The organism is Lysobacter sp. Root604 (assembly GCF_001427505.1).
Classification (GTDB): Bacteria; Pseudomonadota; Gammaproteobacteria; order Xanthomonadales; family Xanthomonadaceae; genus Lysobacter.
The window spans coordinates 207,575-225,179 of sequence record NZ_LMGS01000009.1; the positions used below are offsets into that span (position 1 = coordinate 207,575).

The window sequence follows — 17,605 nt, forward strand, 5'->3', positions numbered from 1 at the left end:
CCCGCAAGCCAGAGCAGGGACCGTCGCGGAGTGCCTAGGCCGAAGCGACGGATTCCAGCCGATCGGCGATCCAGCGCTCCGCGAACCCGTCCAGGCGCGCGCTTTCGAGGAAACCGCAGTGTCCGCCCCAGGGCGCGATCTCCAGGCTCGCGTTCGCCGGCAGCTTGAGCGCGCGGAAGCCTTCGACCGGGATCACCGGGTCGTCCTCGGCCATCAGGATGCTCACCGGCACCTGCAGCCGCGACAGCCGGTCGGCGGCCACCGAGTAGCCGTCGAAGTAACGATCCAGGGTGCCGTAATCGGTGTGGCGCTCGACCATCCACTGGGTCAGCGGACGCATGCGCAGGCCCAGGGTGCGATCGTCGAAGTCGTGGAACTGCGGAAACAGCTCGCGCTTGCGCGCCAGCGAGTCGCGCCATTTGCGCTCGAAGTACCACAGATAGATCGGCAGCCCCTGCTCCATCGATTCCATGGTCCGGGCCGGATCCAGCACCGGGCACACCGCGGCCGCGTGGGTCAGCGCCAGTCCGGCCTCGGGCGCCTGCAGGGCCAGGCGCAGGGCGAAGTTGCCGCCCAGCGAGTAGCCAGCCACCGACATCGGACGGCACGGGAAGCGGCGCGCGACATCGCAGGCCGCGTGCAGCACTTCGCCGATGCGGTTGGAGTGGAACAGGCCTTCGTTGAGATGGTGGGTGTTGCCGTGATCGCGGAAATTGAGCCGGAACACCTCGAAGCCGCGGCCGAGCAACTGCGCCGCGGTCATGCGCATGTAGTTGGAGTCGGCGCTGCCTTCCCAGCCGTGCAGCAGCAGCACCAGTCCGCGCGGTTCGATCCCGGGCACGACGCTGTGCAGGCCGTGCAGGCGCACGCCGTCGCCGCCGTCGATCAGGTGTTCGGTAGTGGTCGCGCCGAGTTCGGCCAGGCGGCGTTCGGCGCGGCGCCGGCGCAGCGGACTGGAGCCGAGCACCGACTGCAGGTGCGCATTGCGCAGCCAGCGTGGCGGACGGTAGTCGGCGGCGGTCAGCATCGGGGAGGTGGCATCGAGTGGGCGTGCGCGGTGGCTGCGCGCAGCGCCATCGTAGGGATCGCCGGCCCCGGCGTTCAACGCCCCATCGCCTCGACGATGCGCTGGCGCGCCAAGTCGGCGATGCGCCGGCGGCCGTCGGTCTCGCCGGGCAGGATCGGCTGCAGGAAATGGATTTCGGCGCTGCGCGAAGGTTCGCCCAGCAGGCGCACGAAGTTGGCGAAGAAGCTTTCGCGGTTCTGGAACGCGACCACGGCCTGGGCGTCGCCGCCCTCGCCGTAACACAGCGCCACCGGCTGCACCGGCACGCCGGCTTCGACCGCGGCCAGGAAGATGCGCGCATGGAAGGGACCGATCTCGCCGCCGCCGCGGGTACCGCCTTCGGGGAACACGCCGACCGAGCGGCCCGCGCGCAGGCGCGCCAGCATTTCGTGCAGCACACCGCCCAGCGACTCGGTGCTGCCGCGGTGATGGAAGATGGTCTCGCCGCGCGCGGCCAGCCAACCCACCACCGGCCAGCTGGAGATCTCGCGCTTGGCGACGAAGCCCATCATGCGCTGGCTGTGCAGGGCCTCGATGTCGATCCAGCTGACGTGGTTGGCCACGAACATCGCCGCCCCCGGCAACGGCGTGCCGACCCGGCGCAGGCGGAAGCCGAAGATGCGCATCAGCCCGGCCGACCAGGCCCGGATCGCGCGATGTTCCAGGCGCTCGTCGCCGACCCGGATGCCGGCGGTCAGGGGCGAGATCAGCAGCAATACCAGCGGCAGGTCGATCAGCAGGTGCCACGACAACAGCGGCACACGGATCAGGTAACGCAGCGCGCGCGCGGACGACGCGCCGGAGCGCGCGGCCGCGCCGGCGTGGGGAGACGGCGCATTCATTGTGTGCACGATACCGAAGCGCCGAGGGCGTGGCGAGCGCGGCGCACCGATCGCGGCAGACGCCGGTTCAGATCGCGATTACCGCCACCGTCAGGCGCGAGACGCAGACCAGGCGCGCGGCCTCGTCCTCGATCCGGATCTCCCAGACCTGGGTACGCCCGCCCAGATGCAGCGGCCGCGCGGTGCCGGTGACCGTGCCTTCGCGCACGCCGCGCAGGTGGTTGGCGTTGATCTCGATCCCGACCACGCCCTGCCCTTCGCCCACCGCCATCATCCCGGCCGAGCTGCCCAGGGTCTCGGCCAGCAGCACCGAGGCGCCGCCGTGAAGCAGGCCGTAGGGCTGGTGGGTGCGGGCGTCGACCGGCATGGTTGCGCGCAGGTAGTCGGGGCCGATCTCGGTGAAGACGATGCCCAAGGGCTCCATCGCGGTGTTGCGCGAGCTGGCGTTGAGCTGTTCCAGGGTGCTGGGCTTGCGGAAGACGGGGCGGTCGCTGGCTTTCATGCCGCCACGATAGCCCAGGCGCGGCCCGGGAAAAAAAGAACGCAGGGTCAGCCTGGGGATTCCTTAGCCGGGAATCGGGGCTGTCCTGCGTTTAGGGGGTAGGACGGTGCTGCTGGTGGGAACTACGGTCGGCGGGCTCGGCCTTCTGACCGGCGCACTGCGTGGAGAGGGGCGCAGCGCGCCGGTCCCGGCGTTATGGAGCGGACCGACACACGACCAAGAGGACACCGTGGATTACGCGAAGCGGAAGCGGGGCTGCGCCCAGTCGTTGGTGTAACGACGGCTGCTGGCGTAGCCGGAGCTGTTGCCGTAGCCAACGCCGAAATCGCGTTCGCGGTGGACGTGGCGGACCGGAGCGGCGGGCGCCGTGCGGTTCTGGGAACTCGTGGAAGCGACGTTGCGGTCGAAGAGCTTGGAGACGTTCATGGTGGTGTCCTTGGTCGGTGGGGGAGTGATAGTGCTTCGGTGTGTTGGTAGAGTACAACACCTGAGCCCTTGTTCCATATGCCGGAAGTCACCCCACCTAAGACCTAGCACCTGCGGCGGGGCTGCAACACTGGAACTTGCTCATAGAGATGAGGTTTGCGGGCCAGGGGTTGCATCGATCCGCCCATGACTGACGACCTATGCCGGCGGATGTGACGGGCCGGGAGGGGCTGTGGCGGGGGCTGGGGCCGAATGGGGCTCCACGGTCGTCGCGGTAAAGCAAATCCCCCCTAGCCCCCCTTTTTCAAAGGGGGGAACTGATTCGCGGCGGGTGGGGGCGCGCGTTTCAAAGGGGGAACTGATTCGCGGCGGGTGGGGGCGCGCGTTTCAAAGGGGGAACTAATTCGCGGCGGGTGGGGGCGCGCGTCGGGGCGCAGCGTTTCGGAGCCCGTGGCGGCGCTAAGCGGCCACAGGCTTTGCTTCCCCCCTTTGAAAAAGGGGGGCTAGGGGGGATTTGCTTTTAGCGGCCGCAGGCCGCCCCAGCCGACTAAAGAATCGGCGCCAGCCCCGCCCCGAAGGCGGTGAACATGCGCGTGATCAGGCGCTTGGGCCCCAGGCTGACCTCGGGGAAGTCGCCGACCGGGCGATAGCAGGCGCGGAAGCCCGGCTGATTGCGGTACAGCGGAAGCGGGCAGTTCGGCCCGGGCACGAATTCGTAGCTGGTGGCGTAGCGGATCGGCCACAGGTCGAACAAGGGCAGATGCTCGGACACCTTGGTGATCGAGTACTCCAAGCCGGAGAACACCGGCGGCTTGTCGCGGCGCGCGATCACCCACGAGTTCGCCGGCGCGATGTCGCGACGGATGCTGGCGGCCAGTTCGGCGGCGAACGCGGCATCGTCGATCACCACCGCGCTCTCGGTGTTGTAGCGGTCGCCGCGCGGATCGAAGTTGTGGGTACCGACCACGCCGATGCGTTCGTCGATCACCATCGACTTGGCGTGCATGCCGATGCGCACGCCGGCGCGCTTGAGCGGCACCGGTTCGTTGGCGCGCCGACGCGCGTAGCGCATGGCCGCGTACTCGCGCGACAACGGCGTGCGGTACTGGGCGCGCGAGATCACGCTGGAGCGGTCCAGGCGCTCGCGCCGCAGCGCCGCGGGCTCGGGCTGCGGCGGCAGGTCCAGCCCCAGGTCCGGCAGCGGCGCGCCGGTGGCGGCGATGTCGATCGGCGCGTCGGCCGGAAACGGCTTGTACTCGTAGATGTCGAAGCCGAACTCGCGCAGGTAGCGGCGCTTGTACTTGTACGACAGCGCGTAGGCGATGAAGGCGTCGGTGGCGGCCAGGCTGTTGGTGGACACGATCACGCGCGGCGGCTGCGGGCGTTTGCGCAGGTCGCGGAACAGGTCCTGGGCCGCGTCCGACAGCACCAGATAGGGCGTCTGCAGCAGCACTTCGCGCTGCGACGATTCGATCAGACCGCGCAGCGAGGCGGAGGACTGGGACCCGTCGATGCCGTTGCCGCGGTGCTTATCCGGCGAGTCGGCGATGTAGCTCACCGCGCCCACCGGCAGCGCGCGCGCGACCAGGCGCGAACGCACCAGCTCGGCGTCGCTGGCGTCGCGGCGCATGGCCTGGGCGCGCTCGGGGCGCTCGTAATTGGCCGGCGGCAGCGCCGGCACGCCGCTGCGCAGCAGATAGGTGCCCACGTCCTTGAGGCGCTCGACCGGCACGCTGCGGCGGTCGTCCCAGAAGCGCACGAAGTCCTGATCCATCACCTGCGCGGTCGGGCCGGCCACCAGCAGGTCGCGGTCGCGGAAGTTGTACTCGTCGTCCCAGTCGTAATAGTCGTCCTGGTAATTGCGCCCGCCGGTGATACCGACCGCGCCGTCCACCAGCAGCAGCTTGGTGTGCATGCGCTGGTTGAGGCGGCGCCAGCAGCAAGCCGCGGCCAACAGGTATTGCGGGTAGCTGATGCGCGCGCGCTTGAGCACCGGGTTGTACAGGCGCACTTCGAAGTTGGCGTGCGCGCCGGACAGCGCGGCCAGGGTATCGAGATGCTTGAGCGCGGCCAGCTGGTCCAGCAGCAGACGCACGCGCACGCCGCGGCGCGCGGCCGCGATCAGCTCGTCCAGCACCAGCCGGCCGGCGTCGTCTTCGTCGTAGATATAGGTCTGCAGGTCGATCGCGGTGGTCGCGCTGCGGATCAGGTTGATGCGCGCCAGCAGGGCGTCCTGGCCGTGGTCCAGGATCAGGGCGTAATGGCGCGGCGCGTCCGCGCTCGACTCGTCCAGCGCGCGCGTGGCCAGGTCGCGCAGCGGCGAAGCCTGAGCGCAGGCGTGGGGCGCCGCGCAGTCGATCTGGGTAGGCCGCGCGGCCAGGGCGATCTGCGAGGCGCGATCGCGCTGCACCCGCGACAGGCCGGCGCAGGCCGACAGGCTTAGCGCCAGCGCGGCGATCGCGATCCGTTGCCAGCGCTTCACGGCGTCGCGCTCCCGGCCAGGTCGTGCTTCAGGCGCACGCGCAACGTGAAGCGCACGCGGTCGCTCAAGGCCAGCTGCCAGCCGTCCAGGCCGTAGTCGTCGCGACTGACGCTGCCATGGGCGAGCACGTCGCAGTCCTTGCCGGGTCGCAGACAGGTCGAGGGCGCCAACACGAAGGTTTCCATCCGGCTGACGCCGTGCAGGGTGAGACGGCCGCGCAGCTTACCGCCTGCGCGCACCAAATCGGCGGGGTGTGGCTCGGACAGGAACTCGATGCGCGGGAAACGCGCCGAGTCGAAGAAGCGCCGGCCGCGCGCGAGTTCGGTGTAGCGGGTCGAATCGCCGACCTGGACCGCGCCGGTGGCCAGGGCGATGCGGACCTGGTGGCGGCCGTCGGGCAGCACCACGACTTCGCCCTCGTAGCTGGGGAAGGCGCCTTCCACTTTCTGGCCCCAGCGCGTGCGCAGCTCGAAGCCGAAGCGGGTGTAGAACGGATCGAAGCCGGACGACGACGGCGCCGGCGTCTGCGCCGCGAGCGGGGCGCAGACCAGGGCGCAAAGCAGGAAGCCGATCGCGGCGGAGGTGCGTGCGGCCTTAGGTCGCTGCGGCCTCACGGCCACCAGAAGGCGCTGAGCTGGGCGACGCCCGGCTCCAGGCTGGTTTCGGCCGGCACGTTCAGCACCGCGATGCCGCCCGGCGGCATGCCGCGGTAGTCGCCGGACTGGCCGCTGTGCAGCAGCGCGGCCAGACGCTCCAGGCCGGGGTTGTGGCCGACCAGCATCAGCCGCTCGGCTTCGACATGCAGATCGGCCAGGGCGATCAGGGTGCCCGGGGTGGCTTCGTAGATCGAGGGTTCGATGCGCTGATCGACGTAGCCGATCGCGGCCAGCACCGCCTCCAGGGTTTCGCGGGTGCGGCGCGAGGGCGAGCACAGCACGCAGTCGGGCACCAGCTTGTTCTGGGCCAGCCAGCGGCCGGCGGCCTCGGCCTCGGCCAAGCCCTCGGCCGACAACGGGCGGTCGAGATCGGCCTGGCCTTGGGCGGCCGGCTCGGCATGGGCGTGGCGGAGCAGGATCAGTTCGCGCATGGATTAGGCCGCTGACGAGTGGAAGGGGACGCGCGACGCGCGAACGCGCAGCACTTGGGAAGGAGGATGCCTGTCGGCGACGCAGAAAGGTAGCCGTCGGCTTGCGCCGGCCATGTGAACGCAGCGACGCGGGGCACGCTCAATACGCCACTGCCTTCATGGGGTGCGCGCGCTGCCGCTCGGGCCTACTTCTTCAACCACTTCAGCAGCGACTGCCAGTCGGCCTGGTGTTCGCGGATCTGCGCGGAGTGGTAATCGAACAGGCTTTTGCCCAGCGCGGTCATCACCACATAGGCCTGGCTGTCGCGCAGTTGCCCGACCACCGGATACGGCCATTCGCTGAGCAGCTCCACCGCTTGCTGGGAGGCGTTGGTCCAGGGCTTGAGCTTGTTGCCGACCAGGCCCACGCGCAGCTGGCCGCGGCGCACGCGCGGGTGCTTGGCCAGGGTGTCCAGAAACGGGACCGTCGCTTCGATGTCCAGGGTCGAGGGCTGCACCGGCACGATCACCGCATCGGCGACCTCGAGGAAGGCCTCCAGGTCCTCGGCCATCGCGCCGGCCGGGGCGTCGATCACCACCCGCTGGGTGTCCTCGGGCAGGCCCTTGCGCCAGGCTTTGCGGCGGGTGCCGTCCAGCGGCAGGACCGCGCTGTCCAGGGTGGCGCGGCGCTGCGCCCATCGGGTCGAGGACCCTTGCGGATCGGCGTCGACCAGCGCGGTGCGCAGGCCTTCTAGCGCCGACTGCGCGGCGAGATGGGTGGCGATGGTCGTCTTGCCCACGCCCCCCTTGGAACTGGCCACCAGCACGGTCTTCATGCGAGCTCCCTCTAGGCGGAAGCCGCAGCGTACACCGGGGGTGGGGTTGGAGCTATCGCGGGTCGGGGGCCGGGGGCGGCGTGGCCCGGGGCGGACGGCGGCCGGTCTGGATCAGCGCACGCTGCATGGGATTGTCCGGCAGCCAGCCCGGTGGCGGGTCGACGCGTTGGCCGCGCTCGACCAGCCAAGCCTCTGCGGCCGGCATTTCGCCCTGTGCGAACACCCGCAGGGGCCAGTCCGGCGGCGTCGGCTGGCCGTTCTCTCCCGGGAAGTGATGGCGCAGCCAGCTCAGGCGACGCAGGCGCTCGCGCCAGGCGACACCCGCGGAGGTATTGGCGACCAGCGGCACGCCGAAGTGCAGCCCGATCACCTGATCGATCATTTCGCTGCCGCTGGCCATGTGAGCGAGCAAGCCGATGCAGGACTCGCGCCTGGACGGCGGTGGTTGTTCGCACAGTTCCGCGATCGGCGAGATCGATGGAAACCCGTTGGCCATAGCGGTATTCATTGCCGCAACGCCGATAAGGTTCTCGCGCGTGGCCGGCACATCGGACGCCGCGGCGTACGCCTTCTGTGCGCATGCGGACACCGCCAGTGGCGGCAGTTCGTCCAGGGCCGCGTACATGACGCTACCGAGCTCACGGAAATGGATGCGGTAGCGATCGGCGCGCGCGGCGCGCCGCAGCAAGGCTTCCTGAGTGGGCAGGTCGTCGCCGCGCTCGATGGCGCGGGCGAGGCTGGCCAGCCACACGGCCGCGTTGTCGGGGTCCAGCTGTTGCAGTCGAGCCACGGCGCGGTCCGGATCGCAATCCTCCCCTATGCCGGCGCAACCGCCGCTGGCTGCAATCCACTGTACCAACGGCTCGTCCGCCCCCAGGCGCAAGGCCGTGGTCATCGCGGCGGCGCCTTCGCCATGCGCTTCCTCGTAGAGGGAGTCGTTCAGTACCGCGCTCCCCGACGTGAACAAGAACGCCGCGGTCAGCGCCGTGCGCGCATCCGGATCGACCATGGTGCGTCGCGCCCGCTCGCTGGTGGCGGCGGCGAACGCGCGTTTCCATTGCATCGGGTCGCAGTCGGCCGACGCGGCCGCTGACGCGGTCTTCGTGGCCGCGTCGCCGAGCCGCGCCGCGGAGGCCTCGTCTCGCTGCGCCGTCGCGCTCGGCGGCGGCGCCACGGTCGCGAGCTGCGCCGATTCCCACCACCCGGCCCGGCGCGCGCCCACGAACGACACCAGCGCCAACGCGATCAACGCGACGACCGTCGCCCAAACCTTCCGCATCCCCACTCCCTTACCGGCGACCGGCCGCAGGGCCAGCCTACCGGCATCGGCGCCCTCGGCGGTCGGATCGCGCGCGACGGCCGCCTGCGCGCCGCCGCTCAGCGGACCTGCACGAACCTACCGCGGTGCCAAGCGGTACCCATCCGCGGCGCCGGAATCCGCTCGGCCGGTGAGGATCAAGGCACGACTGCCGGGATCGGGCGGCAGCCAGTCCAGCGGCGGAATGCCGGCTTGGCCGGTTTCGGCCAGCCAGGATTCGAATCCGGGGATCTCGCCCTCGCGCAGCAGGCGCAGGGGCTGCTCCGCGCGCAAACGATCGGCGGACTCGGACAGGCGCAGGGCCAGCCAGCGATGGCGACGCAGGCGTTCGCGCCAGAGCGCATCGGAATCGTCGGGGATCGAGCCCACCAGTAGCGCCGTGGCCAGGCCGCGGCTGGCGACGTCGTCGGCGTCGGTCGCCATCCGGCTCAGCACATCGATGCAGGCTTGGCGACGCCGCGGCGGAGGCTGCGCGCACAGTTCGGACAACTCGGTGAATACGGGCGTCGGCAGGGCGCTTACGAAGTCCTGCGCCAAAAAACCGATCGCACCGGCCTGGGTGCCGGCGAAGCCGGTCTCGGGCCGCATGCGCGCGGCGGTGCAGGCGCCGATCGCCGGGCCGGGCACGCGCAGCAGGAGCTGGGTCGTCTCCTGCGCGTACTCGGTATTGAACAGCCGGTACTGGCGCGCGCTGGCCGCACGCTGCAGCACGGCGTCCGCGGCCGCCGCGTCGTCGCGATTGCGCGCCTGCAAAGCCAGCAACCAGACCGCGGCGTTGTCGGGCTCGAGTTGTTGCAGGCGCCGCAAGGCCGGACCGGGGTCGCAGTCGGCGGACGCGGCCGGACAACGCAACGCTTCGACCCAACGCACCAGCGGGTCGTCGGCGCCGAAGCGCACGGCATCGGCGTAAGCGGCGGCGGCCTGGATGCGGGCCTCCGTGTCGTCCGCGTAGTGACCGAGCAGGCTAGCCGCGATCAGGCGGGCGCGCGCGTCGGGTTGGGTCAGCAGGCCGCGCGCGTAGGCCTCGCTGGCCTCCCGGTACTGGTCGATCCAGACCCCGGGATCGCACGCGGCAGCCGCCGGTGTGGCGGCATGAACCGCCTCGCGGGCGGCGATTCCGGCGCGGCCGAGTCCCGGACCGCGACACCCGCGCCGCGCGCTTGCGCAGGCGGCGACGAGAGCAGGCGCAGGCCGATGACGGCCAGGATCGCGCAGCCCGCCAGCAATGCGATCCCTATCCACGACCTTCGTCCCCGTTCCTTCATCGACCTCGTCCCTGTATGCCGCTGATCGCGTCCACCGCGATCCGCAGCAAAGCACAGCCGCCGCGCGCGGCCAAGGCGCCAGCCCCGCCCGTCGGCATGCGCTGCGTTGAACCGGTGGCGCACATCGCGGCGTGCGCAAGCGCTCGTCGATGCCCTTTCGTGGCGCACTTTCTACACAGTTTTTGTGTGCATTGGCCGCAGTAGCACCCCATGCGACGCGACATCCCAGCAAAAAATTTTCCAGTAGAGAAATTTTCGGGTAGGGGTAGCCGACCTCATCGCGTTGAACAAAGTGTGCCGAGCGACAGCGCCGCCCTTCGATCGCGACGAAGAGCGTCGCGCTCGGCACGAACGATCGCCCACGCCCATCCGCCGTCTCCCTTATGTGCGCACGAACGTGCGGCGCAGCGATCCCCTACGGCCCGTCATCAGGAACACCTCGAATGAAGAAGGCGATTTTGAAGAAGAACGCAGCGATCGGTTTGGCGGCGGCCTGCGCCGCCGTGCTGCTGTGGACGCAACGCGATGCGACTCCGAACCCCGACGCCGCATCGCAGCCGAACGGCAACGCCAATAGCAGCACCTACGCCAGCGGCATCGCCGCACCGCCGGCCTCGCTGCGCGTGGCCTACACCGCGCCGACGCCGCGCACGCCCGCGCAGGCCAAGCTGGGCGCCGGCCAGTTGCTGGAAGCCGTGCAGACGCTGCCGCCGGAGCTGCGCGCGCAGGCGCTTGCCGCGGCCGCGCAGGGCACCCCGTCCGCGCAGGCCGCGACCGCCGCTTCGGTGCGCGCGCAGATCGCCGCGCTGGACCGCGCCGGCATCCCGCAGCGTTGGCGCGAAGGCGAGAAGGTCAAGGTCAACGTCGACCTGGCGCTGGACTACGCCGCCATCCAGAACCCGCACCTGCTGGCCCAAGCCTCGGGCGCACTGCTTGCCGTGCTGCGCGCCGGCGGCATCCAGGCCCAGGACATCCCCGGCTCGCCGGTGCTGGAAGCGCTGGTGCCGCTGGCGCAACTGGAATGGGTGGCCGGCCAGGACGCCGTCGCGGGCGTGGGCCTGATGCACATGGCCGACACGGTCGCGTTCTCCGACGGCGCCACCGCCAGCGGCATCGACCAGCTGCGCGCGCTCGGCAATGCCGCCGAACTGCCGCAAGCGCTGCGCAAGAGCCTGCAGGGCGAAGGCCTGACCATTGCGATCATGGACCAGTTCGGCAATACCGCCGGCGAAATCGCGGCGCTACAGACCGCGAACGAGTGGCCCAGCAACACCGCCGCCGAGCCGGACAACCTGGTGATGACCCCGCCGACCGGCAAAGCCTTCGGCGCGGGCGGCGCGAAACACGGCAACGCGGTCACCGAGATCGTCTACGACATCGCCCCCAAGGCCAAGTTCAGGGTCTACGACGCCGGCGCCAACGCCGACTGGGTCCGTGGCATCCAGAATGCAGCCAATCTCAACGCGCAGAACCAGCCGCAAGGCGAACCGCGCGCCCAGGTCATCACCGCCTCGCAGGGCGGCATCGCCGGCGCGCCGGGCGACGGCACCGCCACCTCGGGCGTCTACAAGGGCCTGTACGACGCGATCGACGCGGCCAGCCGCAACGGCGTGATCGTGATCAACGCCGCCGGCAACCACGCCCAGGCGCATTGGGACGGCGACAGCGGCGGCGCCGCCATCGCCAACGTGGCGCAGGACTTCGACACCGCCACCGCGGGCGTCCAGGACACCAACACCCTCTCGATCAATGTCGGCCAGGGCGCCGCCTTCGCTCAGTGCTACCCGCTCTTCACCGCGGCCGGCGCGGCCGTCGCCAACCAGTTGCCCATCACCGCCTACCTGAGCTGGAACGACTGGGCGTCCAACGGCAACCTCGTCGATACCGACTACCGTCTGGAACTGGTGCGCTGGCGCGACCAGACCCAGACCTTCGGGCGCGATCCGGTCACCGGCCGCTGGGGCAACATCGTCACGCCGGCCGGCTGGGTCGCGGCCACGCAATCCGATCAGTCGCAAAACGGCGGTGTCGGACAGGAGCCGCTGGAAGGCTTCAGCTTCGTGCCGTCCTCGAACATGGCCACCGCGCGCTGCGTCGACGCCTACCGCGGCCTGAGCCTGGGCGGCGCGGCCATCTCCGGCGGCGGCATGTTCGCGTTGCGCGTGGTGCGCAAGAGCGCCGGCGCGGCCAACTTCCTGCGCATCACCACCGGCAAGCTGCCGCTGCAGTACGCCCAGAACGAGCGCTCGATCCTGCATCCGGCCGACTCGGCCAGCGTGATCACGGTGGCGGCGTTGAACGCGGCCGATTCGGCGTTAGAAGCGTACAGTTCGCGCGGGCCGGTGCTGGCCGCGGGCGGCGCGCGCCCGGCCGGTCAGGCGGCGGGCAACGCCAAGCCGGACCTGGGCAGCTTCGCCAATGTCGACACGGTGTCCTATGGCGACAACGCGTTCAACGGCACCTCCGCCGCCGCTCCGCACATCGCCGCGCTGGCGGCGCTGGGGCTGCAGCATCAGCGCCAGCGCAGCAACGCCACCGAGCCGGCGGCGCTGCCCGCGAACGCCACCACGCAGCAAAAGGCCGACCGTGCCGCCTTGTTGAGCCAGCGTCGCAGCCTGCTGGCCGATGTGACCTACGACGCGCTGGTGCAGGTGTCCGGCACCCAGGGCAACGATCTGGGCGCGGTCGGGTTCGACAGCAGTTTCGGCAACGGGCGCCTGAAGTTCCACGCCCAGTCGCAAGCCTGCTTCCTGTCGGCGCTGTACGCGCCGGCCTATCGCAGCCTGCTGCCGGCACAGGCCTCGCCGCTGCCCGCGGGCCAGCTGAGCTACGACCAGCTGCGCACCAACAACAGCGCGACCTGCTCGACCGTGAACTGAGCCAGACCTAGTCCGCGGCCCGTGCGCGGGCAGGTCGACGGCGCCGGAGCGATCCGGCGCCGTTTTTTTTCCCTAACCCACCGCCACCCGCGCCCACAGCGGCAGCGTCGCCAGCGACAGCAGCAGGCCGTAGCCGACCATGGCCGCGGCCAGGCGCGGCGCCAGCTGCTGCGCGATCGCCAGGGCGCCGGCGGTGACCATCGGCGGCATCGCCGATTCCAATACGGTCGTGCGCGCCATCTCGCCGTGCAGGCCCAGCAGCGGCACCAGCACGCAGGCCAGCGCCGGCATCACCGCCAGTTTCAAAGCCAGCCCCGACAGCAGCGGCTTGAGTTCGTCGCGCGGCAAGGTCAGTTTCACCGACAGGCCGATGGTGAGGATGGCCAGCGGCAGCAGCGCGTCGGACAGGCGTTGCAGGCCGCCGGCGATCCAGCTCGGCGGCTGCGCCGGCATCACCGTGAAGCCGATCAGCAAGGCCCACAGCGGCGGAAAGCGCAGCACCCGGCGCAGCATGTCGCGCGCGTTCGGCGGGGTGTCGCCGCCGTAGCGCGCGAGCACCCACAGGCCGAAGGTGGACAGGATCAGGAAGGCGCCGAACTGGTCGTAGACCACCGCATAGGGCAAGGCGTGCTCGCCGATCAGGGCGCGGGTGAGCGGATAGCCCAGGAAGCTGGTGTTGCCCAGGGCCGCGGTCAGCAGCAGCACCGCGTGTTCGTCGCGGCGGAACTTGAGCCAGCGCGACAGCGCGCCGACCAGGGCCACCGTCGCGCCCAGCAGCAGCCAGGGCACCGCGGCCACGCCCAGCAGCGCCGGCTCCAGCTGCAGGCGCGGCGCGTAGCGCAGCACCGCGGCCGGCAGACAGACGTACAGCACCACCAGGTTCAGGGTCTGGGCGGCGTTGTCGGGCAGCGCCCGCAGGCGCTGGAACAGATAGCCCAGCGCCAGCAGCGCCAGCACCAGGGCAAAGGCGTCGAAGGCCATCGCGTTCGCGGTCGGCGCGCCGCAGGGCGCGATGGGCCATGGTCGCGGTTGCGGCCCGCGCGCTCAAGCGTTCGGCGGCGCGCGCCGATATCATGGCGGCGACCTCGAAGATCCCTCCATGACCGACCTGCAAGACCTGACCGCGCTGATTCGCGCCAATACCTCCCTGATCGTGATCGAGACCCGCGACGAAACCCGCGTGGTCGAACTGTTCCGGCAGGCGCTGATGCAGGTGTGGCGCGCGCTGTACCGCTGGTCGATCACCGAAGGCCTGCGCCGGGTCGATTTCGACCGCGACGACGAGGAGACCCGGGTCGCGCCCGACATCTCGGCGACGTTGCAGGCGATCCGCGACGCCGACCAGCGCGGCATCTACCTGCTGTTCGACGCCCACCCCTACCTGGGCTATGCCAGCACCCAGCGCCAGCTGCGCGAGATCGTGCAGCGGCGCGGCTGCCAGCCGCACGTGCTGGTGCTGATCGGGCACAAGGTCGAGCTGCCGTCGGACCTGGACTCGCTGGCGGTGCGCTACACCCCGCGCCTGCCCGACGCCAACGCCCTGCTCAAGCTGGTGCGCGAGGAAGCGGCGAACTACATGCGCGAGCACGGCGGGCGCCGGGTCGAGGCCGATGCCGAGGTGGTCCAGCAGATCGTGCGCAACCTGCAGGGCCTGGACCCGGTCGACGCGCGCCGGATCGCGCGCCATCTGATCTTCCGCGACGGCGCGATCGCCGCCGACGACCTGCCCGAGCTGGCCAAGCTCAAGTTCGAACTGCTCAACCGCTCCGGGCACCTGCATTACGAATACGACAGCGCGCGCATGAGCGACGTCGCCGGCGCACGCCGGCTCAAGCGCTGGGTCGAGCAGCGCCGTGCGGTGTTCACCGGCGGCGAGCCGCCGCCGGGCCTGGACCCGCCCAAGGGCGTGCTACTGCTGGGCGTGCAGGGCTGCGGCAAATCCATGCTGGCCAAGGCGGTCGCGGCCGGCTTCGGTGTGCCGCTGGTGCGGCTGGATTTCGGCACCCTGTACGACAAGTTCCACGGCGAGACCGAGAAGAACCTGCGCTCGGCCCTGGCTTCGGCCGAACAGCTCGCGCCCTGCGTGCTGTGGATCGACGAAATCGAGAAGGGCCTGGCCAGCGATGGCGGCGACGGCGACGGCGGGGTGTCGCGGCGCGTGCTGGGCTATCTGCTGACCTGGATGGCCGAACGCAAGTCGCGCGTGTTCCTGGTGGCCACCGCCAACCAGATCGACGCGCTGCCGCCGGAGCTGCTGCGCAAGGGCCGCTTCGACGAGATCTTCTTCGTCGACCTGCCCGACGCCTCGGCGCGCATCGAATTGTTCGCCCTGCATCTGCGCAAGCGTTCGCTGGAACCGGACGCTTTCGACCTGCCCGCGCTGGCCGCGGCCAGCGACGGTTTTTCCGGCGCCGAGATCGAGCAGGCCATCGTCGCCGCGCTGTACGCCGCGCACGCGGCCGGCGCGCCGATGGCGGATTTCCAGCTGCGCGCCGAGCTCAAGCAGACCCGGCCCTTGTCGGTGATGATGGCCGAGCAGGTCGAGGGTTTGCGCGAGTGGGCGCGTTCGCGGACGGTGCCGGCGGATTGATCGGCGGCGCGGGCGATCGTGGTGTCGCGGCGATGCGATTCGCTTAGGGCTCAACGCATCCTACGAAGCTGGGCCTGAGGCGGGCGCTCTTCGAGTGGTTCGTGAGAAACGCGTGTGTCGTAGGGTGCGGCGGTAGCCGCACCGTCGCATCGCTACGAATTCGCGCGACGATGCGGTTCGCCTTTGGCTCAGCGCATCCTACGTGGCGCTTGGCGATGCGACGCGGTGAGCGCTTACGCCTGCGGCCGCACCATCAACGCCTCGAACCCCGCGATCAGCGCACGCAGGCCGTAGTCGTAATCGGCCTCGGTATCGTTCTGGCTCAACACCGTCTGCGCTTGCGCCAGCAGCGGATAGCGCTGCGGATCCGGCGCCATCGGCGCCTGCCCGGGGCCGCGTCCGGCTTCGGTCGCGGCCTGTTCTTCCAGCAGCCAGCCGATCGTGTAGTAGCTAAGCGAGATCATCGCGCGCAAAGCGTCCGCCGGAGCGAAGCCGGCCGCGACCAGATACGCCAGCTGCGCCTCGCCGTCGCCGAATTCGCCGGCCTGCGGGCGCGTGCCGATGTGCACGCGCGCGCCGTCGCGGTGCGCGCGCAGGCAGCGGCGGAACTCGTGCGCCTGGGCGGTCATCCAATCGCGCCAGTCCGGGTAAGCGGCGCGGTCCACCGGACGCTGCTCGGCCAGCATCGCGTCGGCCAGGGCGTCGAGCAGCTCGCGCTTGTTCTTGAAATGCCAGTACAGGCTGGGCTGCTGCACGCCCAGCGCCTCGGCCAGGCGGCGCGTGGTCAGGCCGTCCATGCCGACCTCGTCCAGCAGCTTCAGGGCGGCGGCCACCACCTTGTCCCGTTGCAGTTTCATTGCGCTCCGGCCATGGGCCTTGCCCCCCTATCGACGATAGATTAGCATGTGCACAATCTATCACTGATAGGGAAACGCCATGAGCACCCTACCCTCCGGCCGGCCTGCGCCGCCGACCCGGTCCCCCGCCCGCTACGCCCTGGCCCTGATCCTGGCCACGGTCGCGCTGGACGCGATCGGCCTGGGCCTGATCGCGCCGGTCCTGCCGCAGCTGCTCGACTCCTTCGGCCTGCAGCGCAATCTGGCCCTGCACGCCGGTGCCCTGACCGCGCTGTACGCGCTGATGCAATTCGTGTGCGCGCCGGCGCTGGGTGCGCTCAGCGACCGCTATGGCCGCCGCCCGGTGCTGCTGTTCTCGCTGCTTGGCAGCGCCTTGGACTACCTGCTGATGGCCTGCGCGCCCTGGCTGTCGCTGCTGTATCTGGGCCGCGCCATGTCCGGCATCAGCGGCGCCAGCGGCTCGGTCGCCGGGGCCTACATCGCCGACATTTCCGACGCGTCCCAGCGCGCGCGCCGCTACGGCTGGATGGGCGCGAGCTTCGGCCTGGGCCTGATCGCGGGGCCGGTGATCGGCGGCCTGCTCGGTGCGATGTGGTTGCGGGCGCCGTTCGTGGCGGCGGCGGTGCTGGCAGCGCTGAACTTCTGCCTGGCCTGGCTGGCGCTGCCCGAGCCGGCGCGCGAACGCGGCCGCGCGCCGGCGCTGCGCGAACTGGTGCCGTGGCATTCCTTGCGCGAACTGGGCCGGCTGCCGGACCTGGCGCCGCTGCTCTGGCTGTACCTGGCCATGCAATTGGCCGGGCAGGTGCCGGGCACGCTGTGGGCGATCTACGGCCACGACCGCTTCGGTTGGAATCCGACCGCGGTGGGCCTGTCGCTGGCCGCGTTCGGGGTGATGCACGCGCTGTTCCAGGCGCTGGCGACCGGCCGCATCAGCGAACGCTTCGGCCCCGCGCGCAGCCTGGTCGGCGGCGTGGTCAGCGATGTGCTGGGTTACCTGACCTTCGCGTTCGCGCGCAGCGGCTGGACCGTGGCGCCGGGCCTGCTGCTGGCCGCCGGCGGCGGCATCGGCGGGCCGGCCTTGCTGGCGATGTCCAGCACGCACACCGACGAAGCCCGCCAGGGCGCGTTGCAAGGCGTGCTGGCCAGCCTCGCCAGCTTGGCCGCGGTGATCGGCCCGCTGGTGTTCGGCGCGGTCTACGTCGCCGGCGTCGGGCATTGGAACGGCTGGGCCTGGGTCGTGGGTGCGGCGCTGTATCTGCCGTGCATTCCGGCTTTGCGCGCGCTCTTGCGTGGCGCGCGCGGGGTGGCCGCACGGGGCGTTAGCGCCGACGCCACGACGGGCTGAGGCCGGTGGCGTGTGGTGGCGTGCAGTTGCGAGCTTGCGCGACGATGTCGGCGGATGGGGCGCGCGGGCGCTCGTAATGGCGCGGCGATGCGGTTCGCCTAGGGCTCAGCGCATCCTACGGGACTGGAGGC

At 70.6% G+C, this 17,605-nt stretch carries 15 protein-coding genes; 3 read left to right on the top strand and 12 right to left on the bottom strand.

The window, feature by feature from the left end:
* Positions 1–34: 34 nt before the first annotated feature.
* The 10 genes from ASD69_RS09330 to ASD69_RS09375 form a co-directional block, all read right to left on the bottom strand.
* Entirely contained in the window at positions 35–1,024 is a 990-nt protein-coding gene (locus tag ASD69_RS09330) for an alpha/beta fold hydrolase (RefSeq protein WP_056179725.1), read from the bottom strand.
* A 77-nt stretch (positions 1,025–1,101) separates the two neighbouring features.
* The gene (locus ASD69_RS09335) at positions 1,102–1,908 is read right to left on the bottom strand and encodes a lysophospholipid acyltransferase family protein (protein WP_056177165.1); all 807 of its coding nucleotides are present in this window, start codon (positions 1,906–1,908) and stop codon (positions 1,102–1,104) included.
* Positions 1,909–1,975: 67 nt separating this feature from the next.
* Positions 1,976–2,410, bottom strand: coding sequence for a hotdog fold thioesterase (locus ASD69_RS09340; RefSeq protein ID WP_056177167.1), 435 nt, complete (start codon positions 2,408–2,410; stop codon positions 1,976–1,978).
* 234 nt (positions 2,411–2,644) lie between these two features.
* Positions 2,645–2,836: a hypothetical protein gene (locus ASD69_RS09345; RefSeq protein ID WP_056177169.1), complete on the bottom strand. Its 192-nt coding sequence runs from the start codon at positions 2,834–2,836 to the stop codon at positions 2,645–2,647.
* 547 nt (positions 2,837–3,383) lie between these two features.
* A complete protein-coding gene (locus tag ASD69_RS09350; RefSeq protein WP_056177171.1) occupies positions 3,384–5,318 on the bottom strand; it encodes a phospholipase D family protein in 1,935 nt (644 codons plus the stop codon).
* The gene (locus ASD69_RS09355; RefSeq protein WP_235567194.1) at positions 5,315–5,932 is read right to left on the bottom strand and encodes a YceI family protein; all 618 of its coding nucleotides are present in this window, start codon (positions 5,930–5,932) and stop codon (positions 5,315–5,317) included. Before ASD69_RS09355 ends, ASD69_RS09350 begins: the two co-directional genes overlap by 4 nt.
* Positions 5,929–6,405 carry a histidine phosphatase family protein gene (locus ASD69_RS09360; RefSeq protein WP_056177173.1) on the bottom strand — a complete coding sequence of 159 codons (477 nt, stop codon included), beginning with the start codon at positions 6,403–6,405 and terminating at the stop codon, positions 5,929–5,931. Before ASD69_RS09360 ends, ASD69_RS09355 begins: the two co-directional genes overlap by 4 nt.
* A 185-nt stretch (positions 6,406–6,590) precedes the next feature.
* Entirely contained in the window at positions 6,591–7,220 is a 630-nt protein-coding gene (locus tag ASD69_RS09365) for a ParA family protein (RefSeq protein WP_056177175.1), read from the bottom strand.
* Between the two features lie 52 nt (positions 7,221–7,272).
* Positions 7,273–8,469: a hypothetical protein gene (locus ASD69_RS09370; RefSeq protein ID WP_157499129.1), complete on the bottom strand. Its 1,197-nt coding sequence runs from the start codon at positions 8,467–8,469 to the stop codon at positions 7,273–7,275.
* A gap of 147 nt (positions 8,470–8,616) precedes the next feature.
* Positions 8,617–10,152, bottom strand: a complete 1,536-nt coding sequence (locus ASD69_RS09375; RefSeq protein WP_157499130.1) for a hypothetical protein — start codon at positions 10,150–10,152, stop codon at positions 8,617–8,619.
* Positions 10,153–10,246: 94 nt separating this feature from the next.
* Here ASD69_RS09375 and ASD69_RS09380 point away from each other — a divergent pair, with 94 nt between their 5' ends.
* Positions 10,247–12,682 carry a S8 family serine peptidase gene (locus tag ASD69_RS09380; protein WP_056177181.1) on the top strand — a complete coding sequence of 812 codons (2,436 nt, stop codon included), beginning with the start codon at positions 10,247–10,249 and terminating at the stop codon, positions 12,680–12,682.
* Positions 12,683–12,754: 72 nt separating this feature from the next.
* On the opposite strand, the gene ASD69_RS09385 is transcribed toward ASD69_RS09380, so the two are convergent.
* Positions 12,755–13,663, bottom strand: a complete 909-nt coding sequence (locus ASD69_RS09385) for an AEC family transporter (RefSeq protein ID WP_056177183.1) — start codon at positions 13,661–13,663, stop codon at positions 12,755–12,757.
* Between the two features lie 118 nt (positions 13,664–13,781).
* On the opposite strand from ASD69_RS09385, the gene ASD69_RS09390 reads away from it, so the two are divergent.
* On the top strand, positions 13,782–15,272 hold the full coding sequence (locus ASD69_RS09390; RefSeq protein ID WP_056179731.1) for an AAA family ATPase: 1,491 nt from the start codon (positions 13,782–13,784) through the stop codon (positions 15,270–15,272).
* A gap of 233 nt (positions 15,273–15,505) precedes the next feature.
* Here the strand turns inward: ASD69_RS09390 and ASD69_RS09395 are convergent, their stop codons facing one another.
* Positions 15,506–16,129: a TetR/AcrR family transcriptional regulator C-terminal domain-containing protein gene (locus ASD69_RS09395; protein ID WP_056177185.1), complete on the bottom strand. Its 624-nt coding sequence runs from the start codon at positions 16,127–16,129 to the stop codon at positions 15,506–15,508.
* A 79-nt stretch (positions 16,130–16,208) separates the two neighbouring features.
* On the opposite strand from ASD69_RS09395, the gene ASD69_RS09400 reads away from it, so the two are divergent.
* Positions 16,209–17,474: a TCR/Tet family MFS transporter gene (locus ASD69_RS09400; RefSeq protein ID WP_056177187.1), complete on the top strand. Its 1,266-nt coding sequence runs from the start codon at positions 16,209–16,211 to the stop codon at positions 17,472–17,474.
* Positions 17,475–17,605 lie beyond the last annotated feature (131 nt).